The sequence below is a fragment of the Pseudomonas mendocina genome, assembly GCF_900636545.1.
In the GTDB taxonomy this organism is placed as follows: domain Bacteria; phylum Pseudomonadota; class Gammaproteobacteria; order Pseudomonadales; family Pseudomonadaceae; genus Aquipseudomonas; species Aquipseudomonas mendocina.
Genome location: NZ_LR134290.1, coordinates 465,964 through 478,681, shown reverse-complemented (window position 1 = coordinate 478,681; position 12,718 = coordinate 465,964). Strand labels below are relative to the sequence as shown.

At 63.9% G+C, this 12,718-nt stretch carries 11 protein-coding genes; 5 read left to right on the top strand and 6 right to left on the bottom strand.

What is annotated here, in order from left to right:
• Positions 1-56: 56 nt before the first annotated feature.
• A complete protein-coding gene (locus EL191_RS02255; RefSeq protein ID WP_041976169.1) occupies positions 57-956 on the top strand; it encodes a LysR family transcriptional regulator in 900 nt (299 codons plus the stop codon).
• Positions 957-974: 18 nt separating this feature from the next.
• On the opposite strand, the gene EL191_RS02250 is transcribed toward EL191_RS02255, so the two are convergent.
• The 4 genes from EL191_RS02250 to EL191_RS02240 form a co-directional block, all read right to left on the bottom strand.
• Positions 975-2,258 carry an NTP/NDP exchange transporter gene (locus EL191_RS02250; RefSeq protein ID WP_041976167.1) on the bottom strand — a complete coding sequence of 428 codons (1,284 nt, stop codon included), beginning with the start codon at positions 2,256-2,258 and terminating at the stop codon, positions 975-977.
• Position 2,259: 1 nt separating this feature from the next.
• Positions 2,260-3,180, bottom strand: a complete 921-nt coding sequence (locus EL191_RS02245; RefSeq protein WP_041976164.1) for an aldo/keto reductase — start codon at positions 3,178-3,180, stop codon at positions 2,260-2,262.
• 233 nt (positions 3,181-3,413) lie between these two features.
• On the bottom strand, positions 3,414-3,581 hold the full coding sequence (locus EL191_RS24360; protein ID WP_013713585.1) for a hypothetical protein: 168 nt from the start codon (positions 3,579-3,581) through the stop codon (positions 3,414-3,416).
• Positions 3,582-3,731: 150 nt separating this feature from the next.
• Positions 3,732-5,213, bottom strand: coding sequence for a flavin-containing monooxygenase (locus EL191_RS02240; protein WP_041976162.1), 1,482 nt, complete (start codon positions 5,211-5,213; stop codon positions 3,732-3,734).
• 158 nt (positions 5,214-5,371) lie between these two features.
• Between EL191_RS02240 and EL191_RS02235 the strand changes: the two genes are divergently transcribed.
• From EL191_RS02235 to EL191_RS02220, 4 genes are read left to right on the top strand one after another with little or no spacing between them, the layout of a single operon-like run.
• Positions 5,372-6,511 (top strand): ABC transporter permease, encoded by a 1,140-nt coding sequence (locus EL191_RS02235; protein ID WP_041976160.1) that lies wholly within the window; start codon positions 5,372-5,374, stop codon positions 6,509-6,511.
• Positions 6,508-7,293, top strand: coding sequence for an ABC transporter ATP-binding protein (locus EL191_RS02230; protein ID WP_013713582.1), 786 nt, complete (start codon positions 6,508-6,510; stop codon positions 7,291-7,293). Before EL191_RS02235 ends, EL191_RS02230 begins: the two co-directional genes overlap by 4 nt.
• Positions 7,294-8,211, top strand: a complete 918-nt coding sequence (locus EL191_RS02225; protein WP_017360615.1) for an MlaD family protein — start codon at positions 7,294-7,296, stop codon at positions 8,209-8,211.
• Positions 8,208-8,807: an ABC-type transport auxiliary lipoprotein family protein gene (locus tag EL191_RS02220; protein ID WP_041976158.1), complete on the top strand. Its 600-nt coding sequence runs from the start codon at positions 8,208-8,210 to the stop codon at positions 8,805-8,807. The genes EL191_RS02225 and EL191_RS02220 overlap by 4 nt, the downstream gene beginning before the upstream one ends.
• A 40-nt stretch (positions 8,808-8,847) precedes the next feature.
• On the opposite strand, the gene EL191_RS02215 is transcribed toward EL191_RS02220, so the two are convergent.
• Positions 8,848-10,764 (bottom strand): RecQ family ATP-dependent DNA helicase, encoded by a 1,917-nt coding sequence (locus EL191_RS02215; protein WP_041976156.1) that lies wholly within the window; start codon positions 10,762-10,764, stop codon positions 8,848-8,850.
• 288 nt (positions 10,765-11,052) lie between these two features.
• The gene (locus tag EL191_RS02210; protein ID WP_013713578.1) at positions 11,053-12,594 is read right to left on the bottom strand and encodes a phosphoenolpyruvate carboxykinase; all 1,542 of its coding nucleotides are present in this window, start codon (positions 12,592-12,594) and stop codon (positions 11,053-11,055) included.
• Between the last annotated feature and the right edge of the window lie 124 nt (positions 12,595-12,718).

The window sequence follows — 12,718 nt, the reverse complement described above, 5'->3', positions numbered from 1 at the left end:
TAGGCAAGCCGCTACTATTTTTGAAATTTAGTCTTGTGATACGACGTATTCAGTAGATGAATTTCAGCAATTTCGACCTCAACCTGCTGCGGGTGCTGGACGCTCTGCTGCGCGAACAGAACGTCTCACGCGCCGCAGAACGCCTGGCACTGAGCCAACCGGCGGTAAGTAATGCACTCAATCGCCTACGCGAGTTGCTCGGCGACCCGCTGCTGGTGCGCGTGGGCAGACGCATGCAGCCTACCCCTCGGGCGCTGGCGCTGGAGGCGCCGATTCGCAGCGCACTGCGTCAGCTGGAACAGAGCCTCAGCGCCGGCGAGGCCTTCGAGCCTGGCGAAAGCCGCCAGCGCTTTCGTATCGCAGTTACCGATTACGTCGAGCTGGTGTGCATGCCGCGCCTGCTCGACCGCCTCAGCCAGAAGGCACCGGGTATCGGCATCGACATTCGCCACCTCAGCCCGAGCCTGCCGATGGAGGCGCTGGACAAGGGCGAGCTGGATCTGGTGCTGGGCCGCTTCGACGAGCTACCCGCGCGCTTCGCCCGCCGGCACTGGATGAGCGAGACGCTCAAGCTGGCGGTGCGCCGCGATCATCCGCTGCTGCGCCAGGGCAACCTGGATCTGGAGATCTTCCTGCGCCTGCGCCACCTCTGGGTACACGGTGGGCAGACCCGCGGCATGGTCGATCAGTGGCTGGGCGAACAGGGCCTGTCGCGGCAGATCTTCTACACCACGCCGAACTACCTGCAAGCCGCGCATATCGTCGCCGGCAGCGAGCTGGCGGCGGTGCTGCCCACTGCCCTCGCCCGGCATTTCGCCACGCTGCTGCCACTGCAACTGTTCGATCTGCCCTTCACCCTCGGCCCTTTCCATCTGGAGGTGGTCAGCCTGGCGCAACGTCAGCGCGACGCCGCACTGCAATGGCTGATCGAGGAAATCGTCGCTGTACCCGGATAAGTGCGCAGCGCCCCCACGCTACCTCTCTGCCTGCCTGTCCGCGCGCCCGCCCAGATACCAGCCGAGCACACCCCACAGCGCGGCGCACAGCGCGCCGACCATGGCCACCAGCCAGGCACCGTGGCCGAGCATGTCCAGGCCGGCCTTGGCCCAGCCGCTGAGGGCATCGCCGCCGCGGTAGACCACGGTGTCGATGAAGTTCTTCGCCTTGTATTTGCTTTCAGCATCCAGCGGGGCGAAGAGCATTTCCCGGCCCGGCCGAACGAAGGCGTATTCACCGATACGGCGCACGACCATCAGGCCCGCCAGCATGGCGAAGGTCGGCGCCAGGGCCAGGCCGATAAAACCCAGACAGACCAACGCCGGCACGGCGGATAACAGCAAGCGCACGCCGAGCTTCTGCGCCACCCGGCCGGTGATGAACAACTGAGTCGTCAGGGCGCCGGCCTGCACGACGAAGTCGATGACGCCGAACACCCGTACCTGCGCGGCGCGATCCGGGAACAGTTCGGCCACCAGGCGCGCCTGCTCGAAGTAGAGGAAGGTGCTGACCGAGGTCAGCAGCAGGATGAACGCACCAATGCCCAGCAGATAACGCGAGCCGAGCATGCGCGTCAGACCGCTGAAAGGATTGCCCGGCACCGGCCTGCGCGGGCTTTCGCTGGGCAGCGCTCCCGGCCGCCCGGCGCCCTGGCGTTCACGCCAGACCATCAGATAGCGCTTGAGCCCCATGGCCACCCCGAGCAGCACGGCGGCGATCAGCATCAACCCGGACTCCCCCACCACGCCAATCAGCAGCGCGCTCAACAGCGGCCCACAGAGCCCACCGACACTGGCACCTGCGGCGATGAAAGCGAACAACCGGCGTGCCTGGGCCCCATCGAACACATCGGCCATCAGGCTCCAGGCCACCGAGACGACGAACAGGTTGTAGACCGAGATCCACACGTAGAACACCCGCGCCAGCCAGATGCTGTCGTGATCCAGGCGAAACAGCAGAACGAAGGCCAGCAGGTTGAGGCAGAAAAAGCCGTATACCCAGTCAATGAAATGGATGCGCGGGACTCTCGAGTTGAGCCAGGCGAATAGCGGCACAGCCAGCAGCATGACAACGAAGGTGGCGGTGAACAGCCACTGGAGGTTATGCACTCCACCCGTGATACCCATCGCCTCACGGATCGGCCGCAGCATGAAGTAACCGGCGAACAGGCAGAAGAACAGGGCAAAGCCAGCCAGCACCGCTGCCAGTTCCTCAGTCTCGGCATTGATTGCCCGCGCCAGGCGCCGCGAGAGCGCCTGCATATCAGGCAAACAGCTCGATGATGCGCTTGCGCTGCGCCGCGTCAGGCAAGCGACCCTGCCCGGCGAGAATGTTGTCGGCCATGTAACGCGGGTTGGAGGTGGCCGGAATCACGGCGGTTACCGCCGGGTTGGCGAGGATGAACTTGAGCATCAGTTGCGCCCAGGAGGTGACATCCAGCTCAACCGCGGCCCAGTCAGGCAGGTTCTTCCCCTTTACCCGATCGAACAGCGCCGAACGTTGGAAGGGCCTGTTGATGAGCACCGCGATGCCCTTGTCGGCGCAATAGGGCAACAGCTCGCGCTCGGCGTTGCGTTCGCCGATGGAATAGTTGAACTGGACGAAATCCACCGGTTCCTGGCGCAGCACCTCGAGCAGGCGCTCGTGAGCGGAATCGAGGTAGTGAGTCACGCCGATGTAACGCACCCGTCCCTGCTCTTTCAGCTCGCGCAGCAGACCGAGCTGGGTGCTGGTGTCCTGCAGGTTGTGCACCTGCATCAGGTCGACGGTGTCGGTGCGCAGGGCGGCGAAACTGGCCTCGGCCTGACGCTCACCCGCGGCACGCCCGGAAGAGGAAACCTTGCTGGCCAGGAACAGGCGTTTGCGCATGCCGTCCTCCGCAGCCAACGCCCCGCATACCGCCTCGGCACGCCCGTAACTGGGCGCGGTATCCACCAGGCTGGCGCCGCCGTTGACCAATGCTTGCAACACCTCGCGCAGAGGTTGCAGGGCTTCGTCGCTCATCGCCACGTCATGGGTACGCGAGGTGCCTAGGCCAATCACCGGCAGTTGCTCGCCGCTGCTGGGAATAGCCCGGCTCAGCAGGGTGCCGGAGGCGAAGGCCGACGATGGCAACCAAGGCATCAGGGCAGCGAGCGCAGCCAGGCTGGCGCCACCTTGCAGGACTCGACGACGACTGGGCATGACGTGGCTCCTCTCACAGTGAGTGGTTGGTTATAGGCACTGACCACGCGCTGACCAAGGCGTTACATCAACAAAGGGTTCTGCTAAGAGAAGCGGCGAGAGACCGGCGATACGGCCGCAGCCCGCTTGTAACGGGACGAAGAGGAGATATGAGGCGGGGTTCGGACGCAATATCCGGTAACCAAAAACGCCACTGCGCCGGATGAGGTCGAAGCGCAGCGTTCGAGAAACGCTCAAGCCGCGTGCGAGGCAGACTCGCTGATCAACATGCCGTGGGAAACGAGATAACAGCGATGGCCGTTCTGCAGCATCAGAGGACTGCGACTGGAAATGATCCAGCCCTTGCTCAGCAGGTGCTCGATATGAGCACGCAGTGCGGGTAGATGGCGCTGTTCCTTCATGGCCGACCTCTGGTTGATTGGGCGCTTGGCATCTTGTTGTTCTTCCGTGACACAGCTCGCAAAAGTGTAGTGGCGCTATGCCAGGAAAGTAAGCGGCGCGATTGTGTAATATTTTGTAGGACATTCGCTATAGCCCCCGCCACACAAGGGCTACGCCAACTCCGCCTGCGCCTCTTCCCGAGGTGTAGAGAACTCCAAGTAGTCATCTTCCAGCTTGCCGTAGCGCAGCAGCGCCAGATCGAGCAGATAGTTCTGATGCAGCTTCCACGGCACCCGGTCGCCCTGCGCCGGTAACAGGTGCGAGGCTCGCTCGATATAGCCTGACTGCAGGTCGAGAAAAGGTTCCGGGCAGACGCTGCCAGTGCTGTCACGCGGGGTCACCTGGCGCATGCCGATGGTGTCCAGATGATTGATCAGACGGCAAAAGTACTCGCTGGAAAGATCGGCCTTGAGCGTCCAGCTGGCGTTGGTGTAGCCCATCACCACCGCCAGGTTGGGCAGGTCGCGCAGCATGATGCCTCGGTAGCCCATGCTCTTCGGCGCCTCGAAGGGCACCCCATCGACCTGCACAGCGATGCCGCCGAACAGCTGCAATTGCAGGCCGGTGGCACTGACGATGACATCGGCAGCCAGCTCTTCGCCACCCTTGAGTCGAACGCCCTGGGCAGTGAAAGACTCGATCTCGGCGGTAACCACTTGCGCCTTGCCCTGGCGCAGCACGCGGAACAGGTCGCCATCCGGCACAGCGCAGACGCGCTGATCCCAGGGTTTGTAGCGGGGGCTGAAGTGGCGCAGGTCGACTCTATCGCCCAGTTGGCGCCGCACCAGCGCCAGCAATATCCGCCGCACCAGACTGGGGAAGCGCTTGGCCAGCTTGTAGAAGGCCAGTTGCAGGGTCACGTTGCGCCCGCGTGCCAGGCGATACACCCAGGTCTCCGGCAGTACCCGCCGCAGTGCATTGGATAGCCCGTCACGCTGCGGCAGGTTGATCACGTAGCTGGGCGAACGCTGCAGCATGGTCACCTGCGCGGCGCGCTCGGCCAAGGCCGGTACCAGGGTCACCGCAGTGGCGCCGCTGCCGATCACCAGCACGCGTTTGCCGCTGTAGTCGAAGCCCTCGGGCCACAACTGCGGATGGATGAAGACGCCCTGATAGTCCTCCCGCCCAGCGAACTCGGGCGTGTAGCCGGCCTCGTAGCGGTAGTAGCCGGTGCACATCATCAGGAACTGGCAGCTCATGCGCAGCAGCTCGCCCTCCTCGCCGCGCTGTACCAGCAGCTGCCAGGTGGCGCTGGCACTGCACCAATTGGCCTCGATCACCCTGTGCCGATAGCGAATCAAGCGGTCGACGCCATGCTCGGCGGCCGTCTCCTGGATGTAACGGCGAATAGACGGACCATCGGCAATGGCCTGCGGATCGCTCCAGGGTTTGAAGTTGTAGCCGAGGGTGTACATGTCCGAGTCGGAGCGGATACCCGGATAACGGAACAGGTCCCAGGTGCCGCCCATGGCCTCGCGCCCTTCGAGAATGGCGAAACGCCTGGACGGGCACAGCCGCTTGAGGTGACAGGCGGCACCCACGCCGGACAGGCCGGCACCAATGATCAGGACATCCAGATGTTCAAAGGACATGGCTCAGCCTCGCTCGCCTCGGGACAACGAGCATCACCCTAGTCCATGCGCCTGTCATCCGATCTTTGGTGCAGCCTGGTGGCTGATTCGTCACTCCATTTACATCTGCTACAAGTCGTGACTGGCTTGAGACGCTCGTGCAGAGCTAAGCTGTGGCGATGACCACTCCCTACCTGACCTCGCAGCAGACCAGCAGCACGGACGCCGCCAGCGGGCTGCGGCTGGGTGGCGACTGGACATTGGCCCACTACAGCCAGCTCGAACCCCAGGTGCGGGCCCTGCGTGAACGCCTGCACGGCAAGGAAAGCGTCGATCTCGGCGACCTGGCCGCGCTGGACACCGCTGGCGCGGCGCTGCTGGTGGAGCTGTTCGGCAGTGAGCGCCTGCGCCAGTTGATCCAGCAGGCCGAACTCGACGAACGACGCCGCGCCCTGCTGCTGACAGTGGCCGATGCCATGGCAGGCAGCGCCCCGGCGCAGGCCGCAGCGGAGCCTTCGGTACTGCGAGAAGTGCTTGGCCACATCGGCGAAGTGGTCGAAGGCATGTGGCACCAGGGCCGTGCACTGCTCGGTTTCATGGGCCTGACCCTGACCAGCATGCTGGCGATCCTGGTGCGCCCGATGCGCTGGCGCCTGACTTCGCTGGCCGCGCACCTGGAACAATGCGGGCTCAACGCCGTACCCATCGTCGCCCTGCTGACCTTTCTGGTGGGCGCTGTGGTGGCTTTTCTCGGCGCCACCATCCTTGCCGACTTCGGCGCCACCATCTACACGGTGAATCTGGTGGCCTTCTCATTCCTGCGCGAGTTCGGCGTACTGCTGACCGCGATCCTGATGGCCGGGCGTACCGCCAGCGCCTTCACCGCGCAGATCGGCTCGATGAAGGCCAACGAGGAAATCGACGCCATCCGCACCCTTGGCCTAAGCCCCATCGAACTGTTGGTACTGCCGCGTGTGTTCGCCATGCTCATCGCGCTGCCGATCCTGACTTTCATCGCCATGCTCAGCGGCATAGTCGGCGGCGGCTTGGTCTGTGCCGTGTCGCTGGACATTCCGGTGACGATGTACCTGTCGATCCTGCAGGACAGCGACCTGCTGCGGCACTTCCTGGTCGGCCTGCTCAAGGCGCCGATCTTCGCCTTCCTGATCGCCCTGATCGGCTGCCTGGAAGGTTTCAAGGTCAGCGGCAGCGCACAATCGGTGGGTGAACACACTACCTCGGCAGTGGTGCAGTCGATCTTCGTGGTCATCCTGCTCGACGCCCTGGCCGCGCTGTTCCTGATGGAGATGGGCTGGTGAGCCGGGACAAGGTCATCGAGGTGCGCGACCTGAGCAACCGCTTCGGCAGCCAGGTGGTGCACGAACATCTGGATTTCGACCTGTATCGCGGCGAGATACTAGGCGTGGTCGGCGGCTCCGGCACCGGCAAGTCGGTGCTGCTGCGCAGCATCGTCGGCCTGCGCCAGCCCAACGCCGGCACCGTGCGGGTATTCGGCGAAGAGCTGCTGAGCCTGCCGGCCGAGCGGCGCTCGCAACTGGAGCGGCGCTTCGGCGTGCTCTATCAGCGCGGCGCACTGTTCTCCTCGCTGACCGTCAGCGAGAACGTCGCCCTGCCACTGATCGAGCATGCCGGCTTGTCACGCGCCGAGGCCGAACGCCTGGCTCGGGTCAAGATCGCCCTGGCCGGTCTGCCCCAGGATGCCGGCAGCAAATACCCCAGCTCCCTGTCCGGTGGCATGGTCAAGCGCGCCGCCCTGGCCCGTGCCCTGGCGCTCGACCCGGAAATCCTGTTCCTCGACGAGCCCACCGCCGGCCTCGACCCGATTGGTGCGGCGGCCTTCGACCAGTTGATCCGCACCCTCAGTGACAGCCTGGGTCTGAGTGTATTTCTGGTGACCCACGACCTGGACACGCTCTACAGCATCTGCGACCGGGTCGCGGTATTGGCGCAGAAGAAGGTGCTGGTAGCCGACCGCCTGGACGTGGTGGCCGCTACCAACGATCCCTGGATTCAGGAATATTTTCACGGCCCGCGTGGACGCGCGGCCGCAAAGGCCGCTGCGGCGGCAGGGAGGCAATGAATGGAACCCAAAGCCCATCATGTGCTGATCGGTCTGTTCACCGTGCTCACGGTAGGCGCGGCGCTGCTGTTCGGCCTGTGGCTGAACAAGGCCGGGGCGGATCGTGCATTCACCGACTACGAGGTGATCTTCAACGAAGCGGTCACCGGCCTATCGCAGGGTAGCGCCGTACAGTACAGCGGGATCAAGGTCGGCGACGTGGTCAGTCTCGGGCTCGACCCAGATGATCCGCGCACGGTGCGCGCACGCATCCGTATCGTCGGCAATACCCCAATCAAGCAGGACACCCGTGCCCGCCTGGCTATCACCGGCATCACCGGCCTGGCAGTCATACAGCTGCACGGTGGCAGCCCCGAGAGCCCACCACTGGAGGGCAAGGACGGCCAACCCGGCATCATCATCGCCGACCGATCGCCGTTATCACGGCTGATGGCCAACGGCGAGGACCTGGTCAGCAACATCACCCGCCTGCTCAACCGCGCCAACCGCATGCTCTCGCGCGAGAACGCCGAGCGTGTATCACGCACCCTGGAAAACCTCGAGCAGGCCACCGCCGGCATCGCCGACCAGCGTGAAGAACTGGGCGAAGCCCTGCGCCAGACCAGCGCCGCCACACGTGAAGCCGCCGCACTGATGAAGAACGCCAATCAGTTGCTCGACAGCCAGGGCAGCCAGGTGCTGGAAAGCGCCGAACGCCTGATGGTCTCGCTGGAACGCAGCAGCCAAACCATCGAGCAGTTGCTGCAGAACAATCGCGGCGCACTGGACAGCGGCATGCAGGGCCTGAGCGATCTGGGCCCGACGATCAGCGAGCTGCGCGAAACCCTCGGCGCCCTGCGCGGTTTCTCTCGCCGCCTGGAGCAGGACCCCAGCGGCTACCTGCTGCGCAGCGACAGCATCAAGGAGTTCCAACCATGAAGCGTCTTACCCTGTTGCTGGCGGCCGCCCTGCTCGGCGCCTGCTCGATCTTGCCGCAGAGCGAACCGCTGGATATCTACCTGCTACCGGCCACGACGCTGCCGGCACAGACACAGCGTGTCGACTGGTCGCTGCGGGTCAACAGCCCGGTCAGCAACCAGTTGCTAGACGGTACACGTATCGTCGTGCTGCCCGAACCCGGACGAGTCAACACCTATCAGGGCGTGCGCTGGAGCGAGCGCACGCCACAGTTGTTGCGTGCGCGACTGCTCGATGCATTTCAGGATGATGGCCGGATTCAGGCGCTGAGCAACGAGGACCAGCGCCTGCAGGCCGACCTGGAACTGGTCAGCGATCTGCGCAGCTTCCATAGCGAATACCGTGACGACATCCCTTCCGCGCTGATCCGCCTCGAGGTCAACCTGGTGGATACGCGCAGCCAGAAGATCATCGCCAGCCGCCGCTTCAGCGTCAGCCAGGCAGCAGGCGATACCTCGATTACCGCAGTAGTGACTGCGTTCGGCAAGGCTGCCGATCAATTGTCCCGCGAACTGGTGGACTGGACACTGGCCGAAGGCCAACGCGTCGCCCAGTAGGGTGCGCCGTGCGCACCAGGCATTTCACAGGCGATCATCCCTACGATAGCCAGTTGCGCACTTCGGCATAGGGGTAATCCTCAAGCGCAGCGAAGCCGGCCAGCTGGCGTGCCTTGAGCTTGGTGAACAAGGGCGTGGTCACGCCGCAGAGAAAACGCGTCAGGCACTCGGGGCTCGGTTCGTGTCCAGCGTACTGCAGGTGCTTCTCGACGAAGGCGGCGCACAGCGCCTTCGCATCCCGACCGCTCAGCGACGGCAGTTCAGATGGCGAAGGCAATGTGGCGACCTGGCCCCGGCACACCGAACAGTGCCCACAATGCTCGGGCGCTTGCCCGTCACCGAAGTACAGCGCCAGACGGCGACTGAGGCACTCGTTGCTTTCGAATAGCGCGAGCATGGCCTGGATACGGGCGATCTCGCTGGCCTCGTGGCTGCGAAAATGTGCGTGCAGATCATTGGCCAGAGCATCGACATCGAAGTCGCCATCGAGCACGGCATAGACCTCGGTCATCTGCTTGCTTTCCAGCTCCAGCCAACCCCTTTCCTGGAAGTAATCCAGCGCCTTGACCACCCGCGCGCGCTCGGCGCCGTACTGTTGATACAGTGCGTCGAAGTCCAGCGTCGACCAGGTGCGCGCCCGTTTCGAGCAGGCCAGTATCGCCTCGACGAACTGGCGCCGCTCGCCCTCGAACTGTCCCAGCAAGGCCTCGTCGTCCAGCAACAGCTTGAAGCGATACTCGGCGAAGTAGGCATAGCGTGGCGCGATGATGCCGCGCAGCTCCAGCTGCACCAGCAGGGTCTTGAGCGGCAGCGCACGGATATTGCTCAGCTCGGACAGCTGATTGAGCATCAGCTCCCATTGCCCGCCCGTGCCGACCACACGCAAGTCGTCGAGCACGGCGCGAATGCCGGAGAGCTCTGGCGTATCGCCATAGACGAAGTTCTCCAGCACGCTGAGGCCATCGCGGCTGGCCAGCACCAGGCAGTCCGAAGCCTGACCATCGCGCCCGGCTCGGCCTATCTCCTGGCTGTAGTTCTCCACCGACTTGGGTAGGTCGAAGTGCACCACGTTGCGGATGTCACGCTTGTCGATGCCCATGCCGAAGGCGATGGTGGCGACAATGCATTCCAGCTCACCGGCCATGAAACGGCGCTGGATCGACTCGCGTACCTCATGGGCCATACCGGCGTGGTAGGCGCTGACCGCCAGACCATCGCGCGCCAGGTGCTCGGCCACCTGCTCGGCGGTCTTCTGCTGGGTGACGTAGACGATGCTCGCCTGGCCGCGTCGCGGCGCCAGCCATTGCTGCAGACGCTGCATCTTGGCGCCGCCAGGCACCGGCTCGACCAGCAGGTTGAGGTTGGGCCGGTAAAAACCGGTGGTGACCACGTCCGCCTCGGCGATGGCGAACTTCTCGCGCATATCGGCGATCACCTTAGGCGTGGCCGTGGCGGTCAGCAGCAGCACCTGCGCGATACCGAACTGGCGCTGATAGTCGGGCAGCTTGAGGTAATCCGGGCGGAAGTTGTGACCCCATTCGGAGATACAGTGCGCCTCGTCGACCACCAGCAGGGAAATCGGCACCTGGGCGATGAAGTTGCGAAAGCGCTCGTTCTTCAGGCGCTCCACCGAGATCATCAGAATCTTCAGCTCGCCGCTGCGCGCACGATTCATCACCTCCATCGCCTGCTCGCGGCTTTGCGCCGAATCGATGCTGGCCGCTGCAATGCCGTGAGCATGCAGGAAGGCGAGCTGATCCTGCATCAGCGCCAGCAGCGGCGAGATGACCAGGGTCAGGTGCGGCAGGTGCAGGGCCGGCAGCTGGTAGCACAGCGACTTGCCCGAGCCGGTAGGGAAGATCGCCGCCGCCGAACGACCGGCGAGCACGGCGCTGATCACCGTTTCCTGGCCGGGGCGCAGCTTATCGAAACCGAAGACGCGTTTGAGGGTGGACATGCGCTGTCACTCCTTTGACCGCTGAATGGCACCTGACCATAACGCGGTTGCGTGGGGTGCGCCATGCGCACTGACGTGTTGCACCTGTGTAGGCCGGGCTCAGGAGCGCCAGCGAACAGCCCGCCGCCCGTTCCAGGCTCGGCGTCGCAACTTGAACCTGACACCCATGGCGTACTGCCTGCGGCGAGTACGCCCTACTCCGCTGCGTGTACCCACGCTAAGTTGGACGCAGTCTTCAACAACGACAAAGCCGCCCGAAGGCGGCTTTGTCAGAGAGCGCGGCTCAGCTTACAGCTGCGGGCCGGCGCTCTTGATGGCGTCGCTGACATCGAACTTCTGGAAGTTGTCGATGAACAGCTTGGCCAGGCCCTTGGCGGCTTCGTCGTAGGCATTCTTGTCAGCCCACGTGTTGCGCGGGTTGAGCAGGTTGGTCTCGACGCCCGGAACGGCCTTGGGCACGTCTAGGTTGATGATCGGCAGGTGCTCGGTCTCGGCACCGATTAGCGCGCCACTCTGGATGGCAGCGATCACGCCACGAGTGGTGGGAATGTTGAAACGCTTGCCGACGCCGTAGCCGCCGCCAGTCCAGCCGGTGTTGACCAGGTAGACCTTGGAGCCGAAGGCATTGATGCGCTTGATCAGCAGCTCGGCGTAGACACCAGCCGGACGCGGGAAGAACGGTGCGCCGAAGCAGGTGGAGAAGGTTGACTTGATGCCGCCGCCCGAACCCATTTCGGTGGAACCGACCAGCGCGGTGTAACCGGACAGGAAGTGGTAGGCCGCCTGCTCGTTGTTGAGGATCGACACCGGCGGCAGTACGCCAGTCAGGTCGCAGGTCAGGAAGATCACCGCGTTCGGCTCGCCGCCCAGGTTCTTCTCGCTGCGCTTCTCGACGTACTCCAGCGGGTAGGCTGCGCGGCTGTTCTGGGTCAGGCTGTCATCGGCGTAATCAGGAACGCGCTGCTCGTCGAGCACGACGTTTTCCAGCACGGTACCGAACTGGATGGCTTTCCAGATCACCGGCTCGTTCTTCTCGGACAGGTCGATGCACTTGGCGTAGCAACCACCCTCGACGTTGAACACCACGCCTTCGCCCCAACCGTGCTCGTCGTCACCGATCAGGTAACGCGACTCGTCGGCGGACAGGGTGGTCTTGCCGGTGCCGGACAGGCCAAAGAACAGGGTTACATCACCCTCTTCGCCAATGTTGGCGGCGCAGTGCATCGGCAGCACGTCTTTTTCCGGCAGCAGGAAGTTCTGCACGGAGAACATGGCTTTCTTCATTTCACCGGCGTAACGCATGCCGGCGATCAGCACTTTCCTGGCGGCGAAGTTGATGATCACGCAGCCATCGGAGTTGGTGCCGTCACGCTCAGGCACGCACTCGAAGTTGGCGACGTTGAGAATCTGCCACTCGGCCTTGCCAGCCTGGTTGTAAGTAGTCGGGTTGATGAACAGCTGACGGCCGAACAGGTTCTGCCAAGCGGTAGCGGTGGTCATCTTCACCGGCAGATAGTGCTCTTCGGCGGAGCCGACGTGCACATGGGAAACGAAGTGTTCCTGGGCGTTGTTGAAGGCAGCGACGCGATCCCACAGGGCATCGAACTTGTCAGCCGGGAACGGACGGTTGATGTTGCCCCAGGCGATCTGCGCCTCGGTGCTCGGCTCCTGAACGATGAAGCGGTCGGCCGGCGAGCGGCCAGTGCGATGACCGGTACGAACGACCAGCGCGCCGTTGGCGGCCAGTTCCCCTTCACCACGGCGAATGGCTTCTTCGACCAGTTGCGCGGCGCTGATGTCGGTGTACACGGCGTTGTTGGCTTGCGTCATGAGGGTCCCCGTCGGCCGCTGGCCGAGTCTTCCGAACGTTGTGTAGTGCAGGGGCAACTGCACTACACGGTAAAAAAGTCGCGGGAGTATGCCAGAAAAGCGAACTGCTTGGCAGCCTCCGATC

Coding starts and splice junctions, on each gene's coding strand:
- EL191_RS02255 (WP_041976169.1), top strand. CDS start 57: ATGAATTTCAGCAATTTCGACCTCAACCTGCTGCGGGTGCTGGACGCT.
- EL191_RS02250 (WP_041976167.1), bottom strand. CDS start 2,258: ATGCAGGCGCTCTCGCGGCGCCTGGCGCGGGCAATCAATGCCGAGACT.
- EL191_RS02245 (WP_041976164.1), bottom strand. CDS start 3,180: ATGCCCAGTCGTCGTCGAGTCCTGCAAGGTGGCGCCAGCCTGGCTGCG.
- EL191_RS24360 (WP_013713585.1), bottom strand. CDS start 3,581: ATGAAGGAACAGCGCCATCTACCCGCACTGCGTGCTCATATCGAGCAC.
- EL191_RS02240 (WP_041976162.1), bottom strand. CDS start 5,213: ATGTCCTTTGAACATCTGGATGTCCTGATCATTGGTGCCGGCCTGTCC.
- EL191_RS02235 (WP_041976160.1), top strand. CDS start 5,372: ATGACCACTCCCTACCTGACCTCGCAGCAGACCAGCAGCACGGACGCC.
- EL191_RS02225 (WP_017360615.1), top strand. CDS start 7,294: ATGGAACCCAAAGCCCATCATGTGCTGATCGGTCTGTTCACCGTGCTC.
- EL191_RS02220 (WP_041976158.1), top strand. CDS start 8,208: ATGAAGCGTCTTACCCTGTTGCTGGCGGCCGCCCTGCTCGGCGCCTGC.
- EL191_RS02215 (WP_041976156.1), bottom strand. CDS start 10,764: ATGTCCACCCTCAAACGCGTCTTCGGTTTCGATAAGCTGCGCCCCGGC.
- EL191_RS02210 (WP_013713578.1), bottom strand. CDS start 12,594: ATGACGCAAGCCAACAACGCCGTGTACACCGACATCAGCGCCGCGCAA.